Annotated in this window: 18 protein-coding genes; 8 read left to right on the top strand and 10 right to left on the bottom strand. The window is 69.2% G+C overall.

What is annotated here, in order from left to right:
• Positions 1–53: 53 nt before the first annotated feature.
• The 5 genes from ACFX59_RS06590 to ACFX59_RS06610 form a co-directional block, all read right to left on the bottom strand.
• Positions 54–1,340: an ATP-binding protein gene (locus tag ACFX59_RS06590; protein ID WP_387430805.1), complete on the bottom strand. Its 1,287-nt coding sequence runs from the start codon at positions 1,338–1,340 to the stop codon at positions 54–56.
• Between the two features lie 52 nt (positions 1,341–1,392).
• A complete protein-coding gene (locus ACFX59_RS06595) occupies positions 1,393–2,067 on the bottom strand; it encodes a response regulator transcription factor (RefSeq protein ID WP_387430808.1) in 675 nt (224 codons plus the stop codon).
• A 338-nt stretch (positions 2,068–2,405) separates the two neighbouring features.
• Positions 2,406–3,281 (bottom strand): alpha/beta hydrolase, encoded by an 876-nt coding sequence (locus ACFX59_RS06600; protein ID WP_387430811.1) that lies wholly within the window; start codon positions 3,279–3,281, stop codon positions 2,406–2,408.
• 56 nt (positions 3,282–3,337) lie between these two features.
• On the bottom strand, positions 3,338–5,833 hold the full coding sequence (locus ACFX59_RS06605) for an ABC transporter permease (RefSeq protein ID WP_387430814.1): 2,496 nt from the start codon (positions 5,831–5,833) through the stop codon (positions 3,338–3,340).
• Positions 5,830–6,504, bottom strand: coding sequence for an ABC transporter ATP-binding protein (locus tag ACFX59_RS06610; protein ID WP_387430817.1), 675 nt, complete (start codon positions 6,502–6,504; stop codon positions 5,830–5,832). Before ACFX59_RS06610 ends, ACFX59_RS06605 begins: the two co-directional genes overlap by 4 nt.
• Positions 6,505–6,546: 42 nt before the next feature.
• On the opposite strand from ACFX59_RS06610, the gene ACFX59_RS06615 reads away from it, so the two are divergent.
• The 7 genes from ACFX59_RS06615 to ACFX59_RS06645 all read left to right on the top strand — a co-directional run bounded on the left by ACFX59_RS06615 (position 6,547) and on the right by ACFX59_RS06645 (position 12,270).
• Positions 6,547–7,266 carry an arylesterase gene (locus ACFX59_RS06615; RefSeq protein ID WP_387430819.1) on the top strand — a complete coding sequence of 240 codons (720 nt, stop codon included), beginning with the start codon at positions 6,547–6,549 and terminating at the stop codon, positions 7,264–7,266.
• A gap of 136 nt (positions 7,267–7,402) precedes the next feature.
• On the top strand, positions 7,403–7,663 hold the full coding sequence (locus tag ACFX59_RS06620; protein ID WP_309702333.1) for a hypothetical protein: 261 nt from the start codon (positions 7,403–7,405) through the stop codon (positions 7,661–7,663).
• A 13-nt stretch (positions 7,664–7,676) separates the two neighbouring features.
• Positions 7,677–8,084: an SAM-dependent methyltransferase gene (locus ACFX59_RS06625; protein WP_387430822.1), complete on the top strand. Its 408-nt coding sequence runs from the start codon at positions 7,677–7,679 to the stop codon at positions 8,082–8,084.
• Positions 8,063–8,347, top strand: a complete 285-nt coding sequence (locus ACFX59_RS06630) for a hypothetical protein (protein WP_387430824.1) — start codon at positions 8,063–8,065, stop codon at positions 8,345–8,347. The genes ACFX59_RS06625 and ACFX59_RS06630 overlap by 22 nt, the downstream gene beginning before the upstream one ends.
• Before the next feature lie 26 nt (positions 8,348–8,373).
• Positions 8,374–9,606: a diaminopimelate decarboxylase gene (lysA, locus tag ACFX59_RS06635; RefSeq protein ID WP_387430826.1), complete on the top strand. Its 1,233-nt coding sequence runs from the start codon at positions 8,374–8,376 to the stop codon at positions 9,604–9,606.
• 163 nt (positions 9,607–9,769) lie between these two features.
• A complete protein-coding gene (locus tag ACFX59_RS06640; RefSeq protein ID WP_387430828.1) occupies positions 9,770–10,222 on the top strand; it encodes a GAF domain-containing protein in 453 nt (150 codons plus the stop codon).
• The gene (locus ACFX59_RS06645) at positions 10,219–12,270 is read left to right on the top strand and encodes a putative bifunctional diguanylate cyclase/phosphodiesterase (protein ID WP_387430830.1); all 2,052 of its coding nucleotides are present in this window, start codon (positions 10,219–10,221) and stop codon (positions 12,268–12,270) included. Before ACFX59_RS06640 ends, ACFX59_RS06645 begins: the two co-directional genes overlap by 4 nt.
• A 24-nt stretch (positions 12,271–12,294) precedes the next feature.
• Here the strand turns inward: ACFX59_RS06645 and katG are convergent, their stop codons facing one another.
• From katG to ACFX59_RS06665, 4 genes are all read right to left on the bottom strand, one after another.
• Positions 12,295–14,529: a catalase/peroxidase HPI gene (gene katG / locus ACFX59_RS06650; protein WP_387431197.1), complete on the bottom strand. Its 2,235-nt coding sequence runs from the start codon at positions 14,527–14,529 to the stop codon at positions 12,295–12,297.
• 163 nt (positions 14,530–14,692) lie between these two features.
• The gene (locus ACFX59_RS06655; RefSeq protein ID WP_387430832.1) at positions 14,693–15,688 is read right to left on the bottom strand and encodes an SDR family oxidoreductase; all 996 of its coding nucleotides are present in this window, start codon (positions 15,686–15,688) and stop codon (positions 14,693–14,695) included.
• Between the two features lie 130 nt (positions 15,689–15,818).
• Positions 15,819–15,989, bottom strand: coding sequence for a (2Fe-2S)-binding protein (locus tag ACFX59_RS06660; protein WP_309695797.1), 171 nt, complete (start codon positions 15,987–15,989; stop codon positions 15,819–15,821).
• Between the two features lie 82 nt (positions 15,990–16,071).
• Positions 16,072–17,310, bottom strand: coding sequence for a DUF418 domain-containing protein (locus ACFX59_RS06665; protein WP_387430835.1), 1,239 nt, complete (start codon positions 17,308–17,310; stop codon positions 16,072–16,074).
• A gap of 82 nt (positions 17,311–17,392) precedes the next feature.
• Here ACFX59_RS06665 and nhaA point away from each other — a divergent pair, with 82 nt between their 5' ends.
• Positions 17,393–18,799, top strand: coding sequence for a Na+/H+ antiporter NhaA (gene nhaA, locus ACFX59_RS06670; RefSeq protein WP_387430837.1), 1,407 nt, complete (start codon positions 17,393–17,395; stop codon positions 18,797–18,799).
• On the opposite strand, the gene purL is transcribed toward nhaA, so the two are convergent.
• Entirely contained in the window at positions 18,796–21,021 is a 2,226-nt protein-coding gene (purL, locus tag ACFX59_RS06675) for a phosphoribosylformylglycinamidine synthase subunit PurL (protein WP_387430840.1), read from the bottom strand. The two genes, nhaA and purL, sit on opposite strands and share 4 nt — an antisense overlap.
• Between the last annotated feature and the right edge of the window lie 10 nt (positions 21,022–21,031).

Raw genomic sequence — 21,031 nt, forward strand, 5'->3', positions numbered from 1 at the left:
GCCAACGGGAGCCTCTTCGCGCCGATCGGGCGCGCAGGCGACTTAAATGAATTTCACACCGACCGGGGCAGCGCGATCCGGACGCACAGGCCGGGCCGGGCGTCGGACAGGTGCAGGCGAAAGCCGTGAAGGTGCAGGATCGCGACGACGACGCTGAGGCCCAGGCCGCTGCCCGGCACGTCCCGCGCCGCCACGCCCCGGTGGAAACGCCGCAGGACCGCATCGCGCTCCTCGGGTGGAATGCCGGGGCCATCGTCACGGACTTCGATGGACGGGCCGCGATCGTCCTCGGTCAGCGCGATGCCGACCCGGCCGCCGGGGCGCGCGAACTTGATCGCATTGTCGAGAAGGTTGCTGAGCGCCTCGAACAGCAACCGGTCGTCGCCCTCGACCCATAGCGGCCGGGTCGCCACCGACAGGGCGATGTCGCGGTCCTCGGCCAGCGGCTCGTACAGCTCGGCGACCTGCGCGACCAGCAGGGCCAGGTCGATCCTGTGGAAGCCCGCCCGTCGACGCCCCGCCTCCAGTTCCGAGATGCGCAACAGCGCGGCGAAGCGTTCGAGGACCAGGTCCAGGTCGGCGGTCGCCCGACCGATGCCCGCCGCCACCTCCGCCACGTCATGCGGCCGATGGGAGAGCGCGTTCAGCGTGGCGCGGACGCGGGTGAGCGGGGTGCGCAGGTCATGGGCGATCGCATCGGTCACCCCCTTCACCTGCGCGACGACGCGACCGACCTCTTCGACGGTCGCATTCACCGTATTGGCGAACTGATCGAGTTCGTCGTGCCGTCCCGCGATCGGCATCCGCACCGAAAAGTCGCCCGCCGCGATCTCCCGGCTGGCACGTTGCAGCGCCCGGACGCGGCGGAGCGGGGCCCGGCTGAACCCCACCGCCGCCGCCGCGACGCAGAGCAGGATCAGCAGCCCGCTGACGATCAGCGTCTCCAATATGGTACGGCGCAGGTCGCGCAGCAGGCTGATGTCGCGACCGACCAGCAACGTCTCGCCATCGCGCGTCCGGAACGCGACCAGGCGGAACGGCCCGCGCGATCCGCTCTCCACGTCGACGGGACGGCCGGGGGGCAGCGGCCGCAGGAGACGGACATTGCCCAGCACCGGCGTACCGTCGCCCGCGATCAGCGCCAGATAGTTGAAGCCGGTCCGGTTCCGCCTCAGCTCGTACCGGACCCGGTCGGGCAGCTGGTCGGCGGGCACCCGCGCCAGTCGCTCGGCGACGGCGTGCAGGATGCGGTCGCTGCGCGCGGTCAGGTCGCGGGCGGCGGCGAAATAAACCACGCCCAGCATCGCGATCAGCCCGATGACGAACACCGCCCCCAGCATCGCCGACAGGCGGAAGGTGCTGATCCGGACGACCTCGCGCCAGTGCAGCGGCTCAACCGGCGTCGAAGAGATAACCCTCTCCCTTCACCGTCAGGATGGGGGAGGGATGGCCCGGCCGGTCGATCTTCTTGCGGAGGCGGGCGATATGGACGCTGATGAGATTGGCGCCGGGATCGAAATAATAGCCCCAGACCCGTTCGAAGATGATCCGCCGGGTCATCACCTCGCCCCGGTTGCGCATCAGGAATTCGAGCAGGCGGAATTCCATATGGAGCAGCCGGGTCGGCACGCCGTCCACCCTGACCGTGCGACGGACGAGGTCGCATTCGATCCCGCCGCCGCGCAGCACCACCGCCTCGGCCTGTTCGCGCCGCCGGAGCAGCACCTCGACCCGCATCGCCATCTCGGCGAAATCGAACGGCTTGGTCAGGTAATCGTCGCCACCGGCGCGCAGGCCCGCGATCCGCTCGTCCACGTCGCTCAAGGCGCTCAGCATCAGGACGGGGATGGCGATATGGCGCTCGCGCAGCCGGGCGACCAGGCTCAGCCCGTCCAGCCCCGGCAGCATCCGGTCGAGCGTGATCGCATCGAAGGCCTCGCGCGTGGCCAGGGTTAGGCCGGTCTCGCCATCGGCGGCGCGGCTGGCATCATGGCCGTGCCGCTCCAGCTCGGCGATGATGGCCGTGGCGGTGGCGTCGTCGTCTTCGATGACCAGGATGGCAGCCATGCGACCGGCATAGCCGCACATGCCGTTCACGGCCAAGGCTCGGCGCGTCAGGTGAAATTCATTTAAGTCGGCCGGATCGGGCTTTCGAGCGAAACGGCGGGGTATCGCACGCCTCACGCCCGAAGGATTCCCCATGCGCCGCCTCTGCCTGTCGATGATCGCCCTTTGCTCGGGCCTGGCCGCCGTCCCGGCGCATGCCTTGCCGGCTGCCGGAGACATGGCCGAGGATTGCTTCGACGTCGCGGCACCCATGGCCGAAGCGACGCCATGCTGGGAACCCGGCCGTCACCGGGACCACCATCACGCGCGCCGCAATCGAAGCGCCGAGCGGCGGGGCCCTACCGCGTCACCGCATGGGCGAACGCCGCGACATCGGCGATGACGGGGGCGCGGCCGCGAAAGGGGCGTGCGACCGACAGGATCATCCCGACATGCCCCAGTCTGGGATAGGTGCGCAGCGTCACCGGCACGCCGCCCGCGCGCAATCGGTTCGTCAGCGCCTCGCTGTTGCGGGGCAGGACCGTCCGGTCCTCGCCCCCGACCAGCAACAGGGCGGGGGGATCGCCTGCGCCCGCCCAGTGGACGGGCTGGGTTTCCTCGGGGCGCGGCCATGCGCCGAACGCCGCGCGGCTGACATCGACGTCGAAGGGCGCGAAGTCATAGGGGCCCGCCAGCCCGACCAGGCCACGGACCGCGCTCCGATCCGCGCCGAGCCAGCGATCGTCGACCGCCAGCATCGCCGCGATATAGGCACCCGCCGAATGGCCCATCAGCACGATGCGCCGCGGATCGCCCCCGACCGCCCCGATATGCGCCTCCACCCAGCGCACCGCCGCAGCGCCGTCCTCGACAAAGGCGGGATAGCGGACGTTCGGCACCAACCGGTAATCCGGGATCACGACCACGAAACCCTGCGCCGCCAGCGCCCGCCCGACAAAGGCATAGCCCGACCGCGTCCCGCTGTTCCAGCTGCCGCCATAGAAGAAGACGATCACCGGCCTTGACCCGGCGGCGCCCGAGCGTGGCGCATAGATGTCGAGTACCTGCCGGGCATCGCGGCCATAGGCCAGCCCCGTCGCCACCCGCCTGCCTTCGCCGTCCTTGGGCACCAGCGTGTCGAAGGTCTTGAGCGGCGAACAGGCGCCAATCATCAGCCCAAGGGCCAGCGACAGGGCGGTACGACGCGACCGGGGACTAGGATAGGGGATCGTCATTCCTCCATGATGGACATCGATCGCACCGCTCGCTAGTGTGCGGAACGCCTCTCGATCTATAGCGCCCGCAACGCGGCCGAGGGTCTTGCCCGCAGGACCGGAAGCGTGCCCAGGATACCGATGCCGATCGTCACGACGGCGCCGGTCACCAGCGTCGCCAGGATGACGGTCCAGTCGGGCAGCCATTCGAACTGGAACAGCCGGGTGACGACGAACCACCCGCCACCCACGCCGAGCAGCAGCGCGACCAGGCCGACGATCCCGGCGAGCAGCGCATATTCGATCGCCTGCGTCGCCAGAACCTGTCGCCGCGTCGCCCCAAGCACCTTCAGCATGACCGCATCATAGGTCCGTGCCGCGCGCGCCGCCGCGATCGCGCCCAGCAGCACCGCGATCCCCGCCAGCACCGCGATGCCCGCCGCGACGGTGATCGCGGTCGCCATCTGGCCGACGACGTCCTGAACCTGTTGGAGCACGCCGCCCACCTCCACGACCGAGGTGGAGGGGAAATGGGGGAGCAGAGCGCGGGTCACTGCCGACCCTTGTGCGGCGGGCATGTCGATGGTCGCGGCCAGATTGTGCGGCACATCGGCCAATGCACCCGGCGAGAAGACCATGACGAAGTTGAACCCCAGCGTGTCCCAGGCGATCCGCCGGAACGAGGCGATCCGCGCGGTCCGCTCGATCCCCAGTACCGAGACGGTCAGCGGGTCGCCGATCCGCAGGTTCAGCGCCTTTGCCAGCCGCTCGTCGATCGACACGAGGCTCCGGCTACCCTCCGCGCCGCGCCACCATCGCCCGGCCGTCAACGTGCTGCCGGGGGGCAGCGACGCCGCGAAGGTCAGCCCGCGCTCGCCCCGCAGCGCCCAGGCGCCTTCGGGGATCGTGGCCAGGTCGGCGACGCGGGTGGTGCCATAGCCGGTGATCGTGCCGCGCATCAGCGGAACGGTCGCGATCCGGGCCGACGGGGCGACCTGCGTGACGATGCGCCGGAATTCCGCTTCGCGTTCGGGCGGCACGTCGAGTGCGAACAGCGCGGGCGCCCGCGCCGGGACCGAAAGCCGGATATTGCCATCGATGCTGGTCCGGATGCTCGCCAGCAGCACGAACAGTGTCAGCCCCAGGCCGAGCGCGACGACCAGCGATACGGTCCGTGATCCCGGCCGATGGAGCGCGGTGACGGCGAGCCGCGCAAGCGGGCGGCGCGGGCGGGGCAGGCGGCGCGCGGCCGCCCGGATCGCCGCGCCGATCCCGACCAGCAGCGCCAGCGTCGCCGTCGTCGCGCCCAGGAACCCGGCCGCAAAGCCCGGACGCCCGGTGGTCGACAGCGCGAGCGCCACGACGGGCACGCCCGCCGCCACGCCCCATAGGGTGCCGCGCCAGCCGCCACCCGCTCGCGCATCGAGCACACCGCGCAGCAGCGCCGCCGCCGGCACGCGCCCCGCCGCGACGAGCGGTCGCGCGCAAAAGGCGAGTGCGATCAACAGGCCATATGCCGCCGCCAGCGCCAGCGGAACGGGCGCGATCGTCAGCCCCGGCGCGACGGGCAGCACCGACCCGATAGCCAGCCCGACCAGCGGCACCGCGACGATCCCCGCCGCCAGGCCCAACAGGATGCCGACCCCGGCCACGGCGAACAGCTGGAGCAGATAGATCCTCGCCACCAGACCCGATGTCGCGCCCAGCACCTTCAGCATCGCGATGCTGCCGCGACGCGCCTCCAGATAGGAACCGACGCCGTTGCCGACCCCGATCCCGGCGATCACCAGCGCGGCGAGCCCGACCAGCGTCAGGAACTCCCCCATGCGCGCGACGAAGCGGCTGGCGCCAGGCGATGCGCGGTCGCGGGTCCGCGTCTCCCAACCGGCGGTGGCGAAGCTGCGTTCGAACGCCTTGGCGACCTGCGCCGGATCGCGCGCGGTGGCGATGCGATAGCGACTATCGTACAGGCTGCCCGGCTGGACCAGTCCGGTGCGATCCAGCCCCGCCCGCGAGACGATCGCGACCGGGCCCAGCGTGAAGCCTTCGCCCAGCCGGTCGGGCTCGTCCGCGATGATCCCGCCGACGCGGAACCATGCCGTGCCGAAGCGCAGCCGGGCGCCGGGCGTCACGGACAGCCGCTCGGCCAGCGCACGGCCGATCCAGACGCCGCCCGCACCCGGTGCGCGGGCGGTGCGGCCATCGGCCAGCGTCAACCGGCCGTAGAGTGGATAGGCGGCATCGACCGCCTTCAGATGGACCGGGGCGGTCGCGCCGTCGGGGGTGACGGCCATCGACTGCATCCGGATCGTTTCCGACACCCGACCTGCGGCCTGCATCGCCGCCCGTTCGAGCCGGTCCGCCTGCCGCTGCGAGACGGCGAATTCGACATCGCCGCCCAGGATGACCCGGCCCCGCGCGGCCAGTTCTCCGCCGATCGCATCGCTCAGGCTGCCGATCGCGGCCAGCGCGCCGACGCCGAGGAACAGGCACAGCAGCAACAGGCGCAGTCCCCGGAACCGCACCGACAGCTCACGCCGGGCAAGCCGCCAGGCCAGCGACCAGCCGCTCACGCGGCGATCCGGCCATCGGCGAGTTCGACCACCCGGTCGCAGCGCCGGGCCAGCGCCGGATCATGGGTGATGACGACCAGCGTCGCGCCGGTCGCCGCGCGCCGGTCGAACAACAGGTCCATCACCCGTGCGCCGGTTGCCGCATCCAGATTGCCGGTGGGTTCGTCGGCGAAGACGATCCGGGGGCGCGGGCCGAGCGCGCGGGCGATGGCGACACGCTGCTGCTCGCCGCCCGACAATTGCGCGGGATAATGGTCCAGCCGGTGCGCCAGCCCGACCGCCGTCAGCTCGGCCTCCGCGCGGGCGAAGGCGTCGGCTTCCCCGGCCAGTTCCATCGGCACCGCGACATTCTCGCGCGCGGTCATCGTCGGCAACAGGTGAAAGGCCTGGAGCACGATGCCGATCCGGCCGCGCCGCGCGATGGCCAGCCCGTCTTCGTCCAGCGCGCCGAAATCGGTTCCCGCCACCTCGACCCGGCCCGACGTCGCCCGCTCCAGCCCGGCGAGCACCGCCATCAGCGACGACTTGCCCGATCCCGATGCGCCGAGCAGCGCCAGGCTCTCGCCGTCTGCCACCGTCAGGTCGATGCCCTTCAGGATCTCGACCGGCGCGGCACCGCCCAGCGTCAGCCTTACATCCGTCGCCCGGATGACCATATTGCCTGCGACCATAGTTGCGGGGATTCCAAGACAGAGATGACCAGGACGCCATATGTGGCCGGGGCCGCGCTTCTCCAAGCGGCATGGCTGTTATCCGCCTGCGATACCCGGCGCGAGGACGACGCGTCCGCGACGAATATCGCCTCGGCCGCCCTGGCGCAGCCCAGCCCTTCGCCCAGCGCCAGCGTCCCCGTGTCCGGCCCCCGGCGGGTGGTGCTGGCATTCGGCGACAGCCTCTATGCCGGATATGGCCTCCAGCGGGGGCAGAGCCTGCCCGATGCGATCCAGGCGCGGCTGCGCGGGCAGGGGATCGATGCCACGGTCATCAATGCCGGGGTGTCGGGCGACACCACCGCCGACGGGCGGCGACGGCTGGCCTATACGCTCGACCGGCTGAAGACGAAGCCCGATCTGGTGATGCTCGGGCTGGGCGGCAACGACGTGCTGCGCCAGGTCGATCCGGCGGAGACGCGCGCGAACATGACGGCGATGCTGGACGAACTGGCCCGTCGGGGCATTCCGGTGATCCTGACCGGGATGATGGCGCCGCCCAATCTGGGGCCGGACTTCGCGTCGCGTTTCAATGCGATATGGCCCGACCTTGCGGCCACCCATCATGCGGTGCTCGACCCGTTCATCCTGCAAGGGGTGCTGGGCAACCGGACGCTGATGCTGCCCGACGGGGTCCACCCCAATGCGACCGGCGTCGCCCGGATCGCGGATCGGGTCGCGCCGCTGGTCGGCAAGGGGCTGGAGACGCTGCCGAAGGATTGAGCGGGGCCCGCACATCGCGACGCTATGCCAATGCTATGCGATCCTCGGAAATCGATCTCGAAACCCTATGCGCCGATCCGTAGCTGGGGCGGCGCGGATCACGGTCGGTCCGCGTCGATGACGAGGATCGTACGTCATGTCGGAAGTGCTTCCCGAAGCGGACCCAAGCGGCCCGACCCTGTATGTCGGACAGGATGTCGCGGGCCATTGGCTGGTCCAGGATAGCGGCAAGCGGATGGAGGGCCGTTTCGTCTCCTTCGCGGCCGCGATGCAGTATGCACAAGGCGAGCGTCACGCCTATCACGCCGCCGTCGTGGTGGCGATCGAGCCGCTCCGCCCGCTGGTGGCGTTCGTGCCGGTCGCGCCGTCCGAACGCGCGTTGCCGCGTGCGGCCTGAGGGGGGATGGTCGATGATCGCCCATGACCCGCGCTGGCCTGCCATCCGTTCCGCCTTGTCCGGCCTGCGCGAGCAGCGGCGTTTCGCGGTCCGCATCGTCGATGCCGATTGCGGCGCGGGGGCGTTGTTGATCCGCTCGGTACGCCATGCCCGGATGCTCGGCTTCACCGCGATCGAGGGGCGGGGGATCAGCGGCTCGCCCGCGATGATCGGCCGCGCCCGCTGCGCCGCGCGGCGGGCCAGCGACCCCGCCATCGGCCTGGAGTTCGCGTCGCTGACGCTGGACGAAGCCTTGCGGACCGAACGCGATGTGCCCGCCGACATCCTGCTGTGGCGTGGGCCGATCACGGCCGCCGTATCGCAGGCCGCCATCCTCGTCATCGCACAGGACGACCGGACATGGCTGGAGAAGGCGGCATGACCCGGCGCGGCATGACCCGGCGCGACAGGGCCTGGCGGGCGATGGGCGCGCTGCTGTGCGGCGGCTCCTGCGCGGCGGCGATGGGGCTGGGCGAGGCACCGCTGGCGATCCCCTTCTTTCCGCTCGCGCTGCTGGGGCTGGTGCTGATGACCCATGGCAAGCGGGTGGCGACCGCGCTGCGCGCCGAGCGGCGGGGCCATGGCCTCACCGCCGACGTGATCCATGCCGAGCGTATCCGGCGCCATCGCCGCCGCCTCGACTGACCATTCCTCCATCACGGAGACCCTTCATGGCATTTTTCGACTATCGCGACGGCATCCTCCATGCCGAGGACGTGCCGCTGCCGCGCATCGCCGAGGCGGTGGGCACCCCGGTGCATGTCTATTCCGCCGCGGCGTTGCGCCATGCCGCTTATGGCTTCTCGGCGGCGCTGGCCCCGCTGCCCGTCGCGCGGCGAGCCTTTGCGGTGAAGGCCAATCCCAACATCGCGCTGCTGCGCCTCCTCGCGGAATGCGGCTATGGCGCGGACATCGTCTCGGGGGGCGAGCTGGCCCATGCGATTGCGGCCGGCATGAAGCCGCAGGACATCGTCTTTTCCGGCGTCGGCAAGACCGACCGCGAGATGATCGAGGCGCTCGATGCGGGCATCGGCCAGTTCAATCTGGAACTGGAGGAGGAGGGGCAGGTGCTGTCCGACCTCGCCCGCGTGCGGGGCGTGCGTGCGCCGGTCGTCCTGCGCGTCAATCCGGATGTCGATGCGGGCACCCATGCGAAGATCGCCACCGGCCAGCGCGAGACCAAGTTCGGGGTGCCGATCGATGCGGCCCCGGCGATATATGCGCGCCTGGCGCGCCTCGACGGGCTCGATCTGCGGGGGATCGCGGTGCATATCGGCAGCCAGCTTCGCGACCTGACGCCGATGGAGCGGGCCTTTACCCGTATCGGCGACTTGGTCCGGACGTTGCGCGCGGCCGGGCACGGGGTGAGCGATGTCGACCTGGGCGGTGGGCTGGGCATCGCCTATGCGCCGGACGAGACGGCGCCGTCTTTCGAGGATTATGCTGGGATGGTCGGTCGCGTGACCCGCAACTGGAACGTCGCGCTGACCTTCGAGCCCGGCCGGGCGATCGTAGGCGCGGCGGGGCTGCTGCTGACCCGCGTCATATGGGTGAAGCCGGGCGTCACCCATCCCTATGTCATCGTCGATGCGGCGATGAACGACCTCATGCGGCCCGCCCTGTACGACGCGTTCCACCGCTTTGCGGCGGTCGCGCCGCGCGGCGGACGGATGCAGGCGCATATCGCCGGGCCGATCTGCGAGACGGGGGATAGCTTCGCGCGGGGGCGGGAGATCGATGCGGTGCGCCGGGGCGACCTGGCGGTGTTCCATACCACCGGCGCCTATGGCGCGGCGATGGCGTCGACCTATAATTGCCGCGCGGTCAGCCCCCAGCTGTTGGTGGACGGCGACGAATACCGGATCGTTGGCGAGCGCGGCACCGTCATCGATCGCGCGGCGTGACGGGGCGGGAGGTTCAGTCGTCCGAACCATCCCGGAAAAGCATGATTTCTCAAGCCTTTCGTGAAACCTAGGGGGTCGAACAACGATCATAATATGAGAGACGATGCTCAAGAGCCTGTTCCGGGAACGGCGACGTTCCCACGCCGTACATGCCCTGGGCATCATGGGATCGCCACGCGAGCCGGGCTTTGACCGCTTCGTCTCGGCGGCGGCGCATGCGTTCGACGCTCCGATCGCCCTGCTCTCGCTGATCCATGCCGACCGGCAATGGTTCAAGGCGACCCATGGCATGGATATCGACTGCAATTCCCGCCAAGGCAGCTTCTGCAACTTCGCGCTGGATCGAGCCGATGGGCTGGAGGTCTGCGATCCGTGCGGCGATAGCCGTTTCGCGACATTGCGGTTCGTGGCGGGGGCACCGCACATCCGATATTATATCGGTGCGCCGCTTCGGGTCGGGGCGGGCGTGGATGTCGGCGCGCTGTGCGTGATCGACGTCCGGCGGCGCGATCCGGCGTCCGTCGACCAAAAGGCCTATCTCGCGGCGCTCGCGCGGCAGGCGTCGGCCGCGTTGGAGGCCCGGGCGGATCTGCTCGACATGCGGGGGTCGGCATGATCGCGGTCGCGCTCTGTATCTTCACGCAACATGATCTGCGCCTCGTCGCGCTCGCGCTGTTGATCTGCCTGATCGGATCGGCGGCGACCGTCCAGCTGTTCAGCCGGGTGCGCGCGTCCTCGGGCTATCGCTGCTTCGGCTGGGTCGTGCTGGGCGCGGTCGGGGCGGGCACGATGGTATGGGCGACCCACTTCGTCGCGATGATGGCGTTCCGGACGACCGCGCCGGTGATCCTCGATCCGATATTGACGCTCCTGTCGCTGCTGGCGGTGATCGGCCTTGCCATTCCGGGTCTGGCCATCGCCGCCGGGCGACGGCGCGGGGCCGGGGCGTGCGGCGGCGCGCTGATCGGTATGGGCATCAGCGTGATGCACTATGTCGGCATGGCGGCCTATCGCGTCGACGGGATCGTGACCTGGAACTGGCATTATGTCGTCGCCTCGATCCTGCTTTCCAGCGGGCTGTCGGCGCTGGCCTTTCATGTCCTGACCGGGCGTGGGCGCTGGCGGACCGCGGAGGGGATGGGGCTGCTCAGCCTGGCGGTCGCGGCGCTGCACTTCACCGGCATGACGGCGATGCGCATCTCCGTCCTGCAATTCGGGCAAGGACTGTCCGATGTGACCATGGTGGCGCTGGCGACGACGACGACGGTGGCGACGCTGATCATCGTCGGCTGTGCCGCGATCAGCGCGTTGATCGACGGGCATACCCAGTCGGAAACCTATCGGCGCCTGCGCCACATGGCGATGCACGACAGCCTGACCGATCTGCCCAACCGGATCAGCTTCATCGAGGAGATCGAGAAGCGTTTCCTGATCCGGGGCGGATATCCGTGCATGGCGGTCGTCATGATGGACCTGTCCCGGTTCAAGGTGGTCAACGACACCTATGGGCATCAGGCGGGCGACCAGTTGCTGGCCGCGTTGTCCGCCCGGCTGTCGGCGATGCTGAAGCCGGGCGAATGCGTCGCACGCCTGGGCGGTGACGAATTCTCGGCGGTCATCTCCTATCACCGGCCCGAGGAGCTGGCCGATTTCCTGTCGCGTCTGACCGCCGCCTGCGACGCGCCCTTCCTGTTCGAGCGGTTCACCGCCTCGATCGGGGGGAATGTCGGCGTGGCGATCGCCAATCGGGACGGCTTCGACGCCGATGCGCTGCTCGCCAAGGCCGACCTGGCCATGTACCGCGCCAAGTCCGCCCATTCCCGCCAGCCCTGCTTCTATGACGCGCAGATGGACGACGCGATCCGGCAGGGCCGCGAACTGGTCGCCGACCTCCGCACGGCGCTGGACGAGAACGCCTTCGAGCTTCACTATCAGGTGCAGGCCGCCATCCCGTCGGGTGAGATTTGCGGATACGAGGCGCTGATCCGCTGGAACCATCCGATGCGCGGCATGGTGCCGCCGTCGGAGTTCATCCCGCTGGCCGAAAAGAGCGGCGACATCGTGCCGCTGAGCATCTGGATCCTGCGCCAGGCCTGTTTCGAGGCAGCGCGCTGGGCCAACAGCCATCCCGTCTCGGTCAATCTGTCGCCCATGCATCTGGCCGATCCCCGGCTGATCGAGACGGTGCGTTCGGCGCTGGAGGATAGCGGCCTGCCGCCCGAGCGGTTGTCGCTGGAGCTGACCGAGAGCGCGATCATCCATGACCGGCATTTCGCGCTGGGCCAGTTGCGGGCGCTCAAGGCGATGGGCATCGCCATCGCGCTGGACGATTTCGGGGTCGGCTATTCCTCGCTCGACGTGCTGCGATCCTTTCCGTTCGACCGGATCAAGCTGGATGCGTCCTTCGTCTCGGAGATCGAGCGGGACGAGCAGGCCGTGTCGATCCTGCGCTCGGTCGCCGCGCTGGGCGCGACGCTCAACATGCCGGTGCTGGCCGAGGGGATCGAGGAACCCGCGCAGCTGGCGATCGTCGCGCGCGAGGGGTGTACGGCCATTCAGGGCTATCTGATCGGCAGGCCGTCGCGCCTGCTGGCCGATGCCGATCAGGTTCGCCGGATCGCGACGCGCAGGCCGCAGATCGTGGAAAGCGAGGCCGTGGCCTGAGCCCGCGACCTCGCTCCCTGCGGATCAGAAGCGATCCGCGTCCATCACCTTGGTCCACACCGCGGCGAAGTCCTTGACGAACTTCTCCTTGGCGTCGTCGGCGGCATAGACCTCCGCCACCGCGCGCAGTTCGGAGTTGGAGCCAAAGATCAGGTCCACCGGCGTCGCGGTCCAGCGGGCCGTGCCCGTCGCGCGGTCCTTGCCCTCGTAAAGACCCGGCGTCGTCGACTTGGTCCAGACCGTGTCCATGGTCAGCAGGTTGACGAAGAAGTCGTTGCTGAGCGTTCCCGGCCGGGTCGTCAGCACGCCGCTCCGCGATCCGCCGCTATTGGCGTCCAGCGCGCGCAGGCCGCCGACCAGCACCGTCATTTCCGGCACGGTCAGGTCGAGCGCATCGGCCTTGTCGACCAGCGCTTCGGGCGCGCTGACTTCCGCCTTGGGCCCATAATAGTTGCGGAAGCCGTCGGCGACCGGCTCCAGATGGGCAAAGGACGTCACGTCGGTCTGCGCCTGGGTCGCGTCGACCCGGCCGGGGGTGAAGGGGAGGCTGACCGGCACGCCGCCGGCCTGCGCCGCCCGCTCGACCGCCGCATTGCCGCCCAGCACGATGAGGTCGGCCATCGACACCTGGCGTCCGCCGCGCGCGAAGTCCTTCTGGATCGCGGTCAGCTTGGCGAGCACCGTCTTCAGCTCGGCGGGGTCGTTGACCGCCCAGCCCTGTTGCGGGTCGAGCCGCAGCCGCGCGCCATTCGCCCCGCCGCGCATGTCGGTGCTGCGGAAGGTCGAGGCCGAGGCCCAGGCGGTCCGGATCAGCGCCGGACCCGACAGGCCCGAGGCCAGCACCATCGCCTTCAGCTTGGCCTGATCCTCCGCCCCGATGGGTGCGAAGCTAGCGGCCGGAAGCGGGTCCTGCCAGTTATAGGTCTCGCCCGGAATCTCGCTGCCCAGATAGCGGGCGCGCGGGCCGAGGTCGCGGTGGGTCAGCTTGAACCACGCACGGGCAAAGGCCTGAGCGAACAGATCGGGGTTCTTCTGCCAGCTCTCCAGAATCTTGCGGAAGGCGGGATCGTCCTTCAGCGCCATGTCGGTGGTGAACATGATCGGCGCGTGGCGCACGTTCGGCAGGTGCGCGTCGGGCACCAGCTGCGCCGCGGCCGGGTCGGTCGGCACCCATTGGGTCGCGCCCGCCGGGCTCTTGGTCTTCACCCAGTCATAGTTCAGCAGATTGTCGATATATTGCGTGGTGAACTGGGTGGGAGAGGCCGACCAGGCGCCCTCCAGGCCCGAGGTGATCGTGTCCTCGGCATTGCCCTTGCCGCACTTGTTGGCCCAGCCCATGCCCTGCTGCTCGATCGCACCGGCGGTGGGTTCGACGCCGAGGCATGCCTTTTGCGGATGCGCGCCATGCGCCTTGCCGAAGGTATGGCCGCCCGCGATCAGCGCCAGCGTCTCCTCGTCGTTCATCGCCATGTTGCCGAAAGCGCGGCGAATGTCGGCGGCCGCGCCGATCGGGTCGTGATTGCCGTTCGGCCCCTCGGGGTTGACGTAGATGAGGCCCATGGTGGTCGCCGCCAGCGGTCGCTTCAGCGAGCCGTCGGGGTTGGAACGCTCGGTGCCCATCATCTTCGTCTCGGGCCCCCAGAAGACGACGTCGGGCTGCCACGCATCGACGCGACCGCCCGCAAAGCCGACCGTCTTGAAGCCCATATCCTCCAGCGCGACATTGCCGCTGAGCACCATCAGGTCGCCCCAGCTGAGCTTGCGGCCATATTTCTGCTTGATCGGCCAGACGAGGCGACGGGCCTTGTCCAGGCTGACATTGTCGGGCCAGCTGTTCAGCGGATCGAAGCGCTGCTCGCCGCCGTCCGAGCCGCCGCGCCCGTCCCCGGCGCGGTACGTGCCCGCGCTGTGCCAGGCCATGCGGATGAAGAAGGGACCGTAATTGCCATAGTCGGACGGCCACCAGGGCTGCGACGTGTGAAGCACCTTGCGGATGTCGGCCTTGACCGCCGCCATGTCCAGGGTGTTGAATTCCTTCACATAGTCATAATCGGCGCCATAAGGATTGGCGCGCGTGTCCTCGTGCTGGCGCAGCGCGGTCAGGTCGAGGCGGCTGGGCCACCAGTCGCGGTTGGTCATGCCGCCGGGCTTGGCGACGACCGGCGCGGGCGGGTTCTGCGTCACGGTCTTGGCGGCGGTGGCCGCCTTGGGCTGCGGACGATCGGTCTGCTGCGCCGGGCTGGTCAGCGCGGCGACCATCGCGATCAGGGAAACGGGTGCAATCGACATAAGGCCCCTTTGTGTGTCGTTCGTGGTGCGGGGGGCCGATTAGGAAAGCGCATGCGCGCGGCATAACGGGATAACCCGATTACAGTCATCGATTGCAGGGCGGTTGACGAACGGGTCGGGAACGGCCTTGGGGCTACGGGAAACCCTTGCCCCCATGCGCGCCGACGGCGGTGCCGGTCGAATAGCTCGCCTCGCCCGAGGCCAGCGCGACATAGAGCGAGGCCAGTTCGGCGGGCTGCCCTGCGCGACCCAGCGACGTGTCCTGCCCGAACTCGTGCATCTTGCCCGGCAACTGGCCGCCCGCGACCTGAAGCGGGGTCCAGATCGGGCCGGGGGACACCGCGTTCACCCGGATGCCCTTCTTGGCGAGTTGCTTGGCCATGCCACGCGTCAAATTCTGGATCGCCGCCTTGGTCGAGGCATAGTCGATCAGGTCCTCGCCGGGGTCGTAGGAGTTTTGCGAGATGGTGTTGATGATGACCGACCCCGGCGGCATCGACGGGATCGCCGCCTTGGAGAAGCGGAAGACGTGGAAGACATTGGTCTCATAGGTGCGGACGAACTGTTCGTCGCTGATCTCCATGATGTCCGCCTTCGACTGCTGATAGGCGGCATTGTTGACCAGCAGGTCGAGCCCGCCGAGCTGGGCGATCGCCTTGCGGACCGTGTCCTCGCAGGCCTTTTGCGTGCGGATGTCGGCGGGCAGCAGCACCGCCTTGCGCCCGGCCTGCCGGATCAGATCGGCGACCTCGCGCGCATCGGGTTCCTCGCTGGGGTGATAGTTGATCGCGACATCGGCCCCTTCGCGCGCGAAGGCGATGGCGGCGGCGCGGCCGATGCCGCTGTCCCCGCCGGTCAGCAGCGCCTTGCGACCGGTCAGCTTGCCCGATCCGCGATAGCTGGTCTCGCCATGATCGGGGCGGGGGGTCATCTTGCTGGCCAATGCGGGCCAAGGCTGGCGCTGTTCGGGGAAGGGAGTGCGCGTATAGGCGTTGCGGGGATCGCGCAGGCTGGAGACGGAGGCGGGGGCCGCCGCCTGCGCCAGCGCCGCGCCGGGGGCGACCGCGCCCGCAAGGCCCAAGGCCGCGCCGCCCAACACGCCGCGCCGAGAGGTGTCGATATCGCTCATAATCCATCCTTCCGGCGCTAACCCACGAGAAGATCGGGTGATCTTCCCGCTCAACCAGCGGGGATGGAAGATGATCCCTGTCCCGGCGCGGCGGGAGGGATGTAAAACCGGCAGCGAGGGGGCCGGGGCGTCAGGCGGCGGTGCGTTCCTCGTCGATGATCGCGCGGGCCAGGACGGCGCACTGGCCGCATTTGGGCTGGCGGCCCAGCGCGCGATACATCTGGCAGGGGGTGACCGATCCCGCACGGGCCGCGTCGCGGACCTGGGATTCCCGAATGGCATTACAGACGCAGACGACCAAGACCATCTCCCTGAGAAGCACTGTCTTCGTAGCGCTAATGAGAGTGGATCGCAAGGCTCTTGCAACTCGTTTGCAGAAAAAGTCAGCTGCTCTTGGGGTGCCCGCGCGTCGCCAGACGCCACAATTTTTCCAGCGGCCCCTGACCGAAACGGTCGAGCCAGGGCTTGGACCAGAGCAGCATCAGCCCCCACATCGGCGGAACCAGCAGATAGATGGCCGCCCGGTCCCAGCGGGCGAACTGCCCCAGGCCATGGCCGTAAAAGATGAAGGTCATCGCGAGGCTGGTCGCGATATAGTTGGTGAACGCCATCCGCCCCGCCGCCGCGATTCGGGTCGTCCACCACCCGCCGGGGCGCAGTAGCAGGAGGATCAGCGCGGCATAGCCGACCGTCCCGATCAGCCGGAAGGGCACGTTCAGGAACAACTCCGCCAGCGACACCGCGCGGACGTCGAAGCCGCTCGCCATGGTGGTGATCGCCATGGCCGCATAGGCGGGCAGCGACAGCGCCATCGCGACGATCGTCCAGCGGCGATAGCGGGCGCGCGGCCAGGCCCCGGTCAGGAAACCCGATTTCAGCGCCGCCATGCCGATCAGCATCGCGCTCAACGTATCGGGCCCGATCGTCATCAGGTCGAACAGCGGGTCGCCATTATTGTCCAGGCGAAAGGCGGTGGCGGCGCTCCATGGCCCGCGCATCGCGGCGATCTCCGGCGCCAGCGCGGCCGCGCCGGGCGTGCCGAACGCGACCTGATAGGCATGCCACAGCGCGATCGCCTGGGGCGTGTCGCGGGCCGAGGCGGCCAGCAGGCTCGCACAGTCCAGCCAGCCGAGCAGCATCGACAGCCCCGCCATGAGCAGCGCGGCGATGCACAGCCGTCGCACCGACAGCCCGACAAAGGCCAGCGCGACGATCCCGACCAGCGCGTAATGCACCAATATGTCGCCGGTCCAGATGAAGGTCCGGTGGATCATGCCCAGCACGAACAACACCCCCATCCGCCGCAGGTGCAGCGACGCGCCGTTCAGCCCGGCCTGGTCGGCGCGCTGGAGGATCAGCAGCGTGGAGGCGCCGAACAGAAGCGAGAACAGCCCGCGCATCCGCCCGGTGACGAAGATCTCGGTCAACAGCCAGACCGCGATGTCGCCCGGTCCCGCATCGCCCCATGCCGCGGGATTGGAATAGGCCGGGTCGGGCAGCGCGAAGCCCGGCATGTTCGCGATCAGGATCGCCATCACCGCCACCCCGCGCAACGCATCGAGGGTCAACAGCCGCCCGCGATCGGTGGTCATGGCGGGCGAAAGGGGGGCGGGATCGGACAAGCACGGGCTCCGTTGCGGCCTGTCCGATTAGCTGGCGGCGCGCCGGATGCAACTGCCGGCGACCGCGAAGCATTGGCCAGGGATGGGATTATCGCCTCGCCTGACCGGACGCGCCTCCGCCCGCGCGCATCATTCGCCGCTGGCCTCGGCGTTCCTCCGCCGGGTCGAGCCCTTCTTCGCGGGAAGCGAGGTCACGGGCGGCCCCTTGCTGATCGCCACCATCCTGGCGCTGGTCCTGACCAATATCGGCACCGCTCACGCCTATGAGCGGTTCTGGGACATGCCGGTCCGCATCGCCTTTGGCGACCGGGCGGTGTCGCATCGGCTGGCCGAATGGATCGACCATGCGCTGCTGCCGCTGTTCTTCGTCATCGTCGGCGCCGATGTGAAGCGCGAGCTGGTTGACGGGGCCCTGTCGCAATGGCGAAGCGCGGCCTTTCCGCTGGCGGGGGCGATCGGCGGCATGGCGGTGCCGATCGGCCTGTATCTGCTGGTGGCGGGCGGCGGCGCCGCACAGCCGGGCTGGGGCACGGTGATCACCACCGATACCGCCTTCGGTCTGGCCCTGATCGCGCTGTTCGCGACCAGCCTGCCGGTCGGCCTGCGCGCGCTGATGCTGGCATTCGCGGCGGTGGACGATGTCGGCGGGCTGCTGGTCATCGCCTTTGCCTATAGCGACGCGATCGATCCGATCGGACTTATCGTGGCGGGCGCGGCGCTGGCGGGGATCGTCGGGTTGCGACGGATCGGCTGGGTGTCCTCGGTGCCTTATGTCCTGCTCGCGCTGATCGTCTGGGGCGGCGTGCTCGAGTCGGGCATTCATGCGACCATCGCGGGCGTGCTGATCGGCCTGACCGTACCGGTCGCGCCGCGACTGGCCCAGGCGGCCTTTGCCGAGCGCGTCCAGCGCCGGGTGGACGAGTTCAAACATGCCCATGGCGCCGCCGAGCGCGCGGAGGATGACGAGGAGGAACATCAACAGCGCGAGCGCGCCGAGGAGCGGCTGGGCTATCTTCAGGAAATGGCGTCGGCGACCCGCGTCGCCAGCAGCCGGTTGATCGAGGTGCTGACGCCCTGGGTCAATTATGTCGTGCTGCCGCTGTTCGCGCTGTCCAATGTGCGCATCCACCTGTCGGGCGATCTGCTGGCGATGGTGGCCAGCCCGCTCGTCATCGGCGTGGTGCTGGGGCTGGTCGTGGGCAAGCCGCTGGGGTTTCTGGGCTTTACCTGGGCGGCCAGCGCGATCGGCCTGGCGCGGCGTCCCGATCGGGTGACGTGGCGGATGGTGGCCGGGGTAGGGGCGCTGGCCGGGATCGGCTTTACCATCTCGCTGTTCATCGCCGGGCTGGCCTTTGGCGATGGCGAGATGCGCGAGGCGGCGTCGTTGGGGGTGCTGATCGCCTCGATCCTGGCGGCGGCGATCGGCTATGCGATCCTTCGCTCCTGCACGGGGCCCCGACCCATGGCCGGGGCCCCGCCGGAACCTTAGGCGAGGGCCGCGTCGGCGCCCATCAGCGCCGGGAAGAAGCCCTCATGCGCGCGGCGCAGATCGTCCAGCGCGACGACGAAATCGCCATCCTCGCGCTCGAAGATCAGGCGGCTGCCCGCCGTGCGGCCGATCCGCTCGACCTCGACCCCGGCCTGATGCGCGTTCGCCAGGAAGTCGACCAGCGCGGTATCCTCGACCGTGGCGATATAGAGGCCCTGATCCTCGGCGAAGAGCTGGCGGCAGGCCTCGCCCGTCTCCGGGAACTGGATCAGCGCGCCGATATTGCCCGCCAGCGCCATTTCCGCGACCGTCACCGCGATGCCGCCGTCCGACACGTCGTGTACGGCGGTCAGATGGCCTGCGGTGATCGACTCGCGGACCAAGTCGCCGGTACGACGCTCGGCATCCAGGTCGATCGACGGCGGCGGACCCGCGTCGCGGCCCTCCAGCCCATGGACTTCGCGCAGCCACAGCGACTGGCCGATCTCACCCTTGGGCGTGCCGATCAGGACGATCACGTCGCCGGTGCCCTTGAACGCCACCGTCGCCGACTTGGACCAGTCGGCCATCAGGCCGACGCCGCCGATCGCCGGGGTCGGCAGGATCGCCGAGCCGCCGCCGGTCGCCTTCGACTCGTTGTAGAGCGAGACGTTGCCCGACACGATCGGATAGTCGAGCGCACGGCAGGCCTGGCTCATGCCCTCGAGGCAGCCGACGATCTGGCCCATGATCTCGGGGCGCTGCGGATTGGCGAAGTTGAGGCAGTTGGTGATGGCGAGCGGCTTGGCGCCGACCGCCGTGATGTTGCGCCACGTCTCGACCACCGCCTGCATGCCGCCGGTGACTGGATCGGCATAGCAATAGCGCGGCGTGCAGTCGGTGCTCATCGCGAGCCCCTTCTGTGTGCCATGGACGCGGACCACGGCGGCGTCGCCACCGGGGCGCTGCACCGTGTCGCCGCCGACCATATGATCATACTGCTCCCAGATCCACCGGCGCGAGGCGATGTCGGGCGAGCCCATCAGCTTGAGCAGGTCCGCCGCCGGGTCCTGGCAGCCGGGCGAGGCGATCGCGGGGGGAACCTCGGTCGGGACATGCGGACGGTCGTAGAGCGGCGCGTCGTCGGCCAGCGGCGCGAGCGGGATGTCGCAGACGATCTCGCCCTTGTGGCGCAGGACCATGCGGCCCGTCTCGGTGACGTGGCCGATGACCGCGAAGTCGAGTTCCCACTTGCGGAAGATCGCCTCGGCGAAATCCTCGCGACCGGGCTTCAGCACCATGAGCATCCGCTCCTGGCTCTCCGACAGCATCATTTCATACGCCGTCATGCCCTCTTCGCGCTGGGGCACGTCGTCCATGATCAGCTCGATGCCGACGCCGCCCTTGGACGCCATTTCGACCGACGACGAGGTCAGGCCCGCCGCGCCCATGTCCTGGATCGCGACGATCGCGTCCGACGCCATGAGCTCGAGGCACGCCTCGATCAGCAGCTTTTCGGTGAAAGGGTCGCCGACCTGCACGGTCGGGCGCTTGGCCTCCGCATCCTCGCCGAAATCGGCCGAGGCCATGGTCGCGCCGTGGATGCCGTCGCGGCCGGTCTTCGACCCGACATAGACGATCGGATTGCCGACGCCGCTGGCGGCCGAATAGAAGATCTTGTCCTGATCGGCGACGCCGACGGTCATCGCATTGACCAGGATGTTGCCGTCATAGGCCGGGTGGAAGTTCACCTCGCCGCCCACGGTCGGCACGCCGACGCAATTGCCATAGCCGCCGATGCCGTGCACCACGCCCGAGATCAGGTGGCGCATCTTGGGGTGATCGGGCCGCCCGAAACGCAGCGCGTTCAGGTTCGCGACCGGCCGTGCGCCCATGGTGAACACGTCGCGCAGGATGCCGCCCACGCCCGTCGCCGCACCCTGATAGGGCTCGATGTACGAGGGGTGGTTGTGGCTCTCCATCTTGAAGATGGCGGCCTGGCCGTCGCCGATGTCGATGACGCCCGCATTCTCGCCGGGACCGCAGATCACCTGGGGCCCTTCGGTGGGCAGTTTCTTCAGGTGGATGCGGCTGGACTTGTAGCTGCAATGCTCGGACCACATGACCGAGAAGATGCCGAGCTCCACGAGATTGGGCTCGCGGCCCAGCGCGTTCAGGACGCGCTGATATTCTTCTTCGGACAGGCCGTGGTCGGCGACGATCTGGGGCGTGATCTCGGTCATGGCCCGCGCC

It is taken from the genome of Sphingomonas sp. NCPPB 2930, from assembly GCF_042867205.1.
GTDB lineage: Bacteria > Pseudomonadota > Alphaproteobacteria > Sphingomonadales > Sphingomonadaceae > Sphingomonas.

Coding starts and splice junctions, on each gene's coding strand:
- ACFX59_RS06590 (WP_387430805.1), bottom strand. CDS start 1,340: ATGCTGGGGGCGGTGTTCGTCATCGGGCTGATCGCGATGCTGGGCGTG.
- ACFX59_RS06595 (WP_387430808.1), bottom strand. CDS start 2,067: ATGGCTGCCATCCTGGTCATCGAAGACGACGACGCCACCGCCACGGCC.
- ACFX59_RS06600 (WP_387430811.1), bottom strand. CDS start 3,281: ATGACGATCCCCTATCCTAGTCCCCGGTCGCGTCGTACCGCCCTGTCG.
- ACFX59_RS06610 (WP_387430817.1), bottom strand. CDS start 6,504: ATGGTCGCAGGCAATATGGTCATCCGGGCGACGGATGTAAGGCTGACG.
- ACFX59_RS06620 (WP_309702333.1), top strand. CDS start 7,403: ATGTCGGAAGTGCTTCCCGAAGCGGACCCAAGCGGCCCGACCCTGTAT.
- ACFX59_RS06625 (WP_387430822.1), top strand. CDS start 7,677: ATGATCGCCCATGACCCGCGCTGGCCTGCCATCCGTTCCGCCTTGTCC.
- ACFX59_RS06630 (WP_387430824.1), top strand. CDS start 8,063: ATGGCTGGAGAAGGCGGCATGACCCGGCGCGGCATGACCCGGCGCGAC.
- lysA (WP_387430826.1), top strand. CDS start 8,374: ATGGCATTTTTCGACTATCGCGACGGCATCCTCCATGCCGAGGACGTG.
- ACFX59_RS06640 (WP_387430828.1), top strand. CDS start 9,770: ATGGGATCGCCACGCGAGCCGGGCTTTGACCGCTTCGTCTCGGCGGCG.
- ACFX59_RS06645 (WP_387430830.1), top strand. CDS start 10,219: ATGATCGCGGTCGCGCTCTGTATCTTCACGCAACATGATCTGCGCCTC.
- katG (WP_387431197.1), bottom strand. CDS start 14,529: ATGGTCGCCGCGCTGACCAGCCCGGCGCAGCAGACCGATCGTCCGCAG.
- ACFX59_RS06655 (WP_387430832.1), bottom strand. CDS start 15,688: ATGAGCGATATCGACACCTCTCGGCGCGGCGTGTTGGGCGGCGCGGCC.
- nhaA (WP_387430837.1), top strand. CDS start 17,393: ATGGGATTATCGCCTCGCCTGACCGGACGCGCCTCCGCCCGCGCGCAT.
- purL (WP_387430840.1), bottom strand. CDS start 21,021: ATGACCGAGATCACGCCCCAGATCGTCGCCGACCACGGCCTGTCCGAA.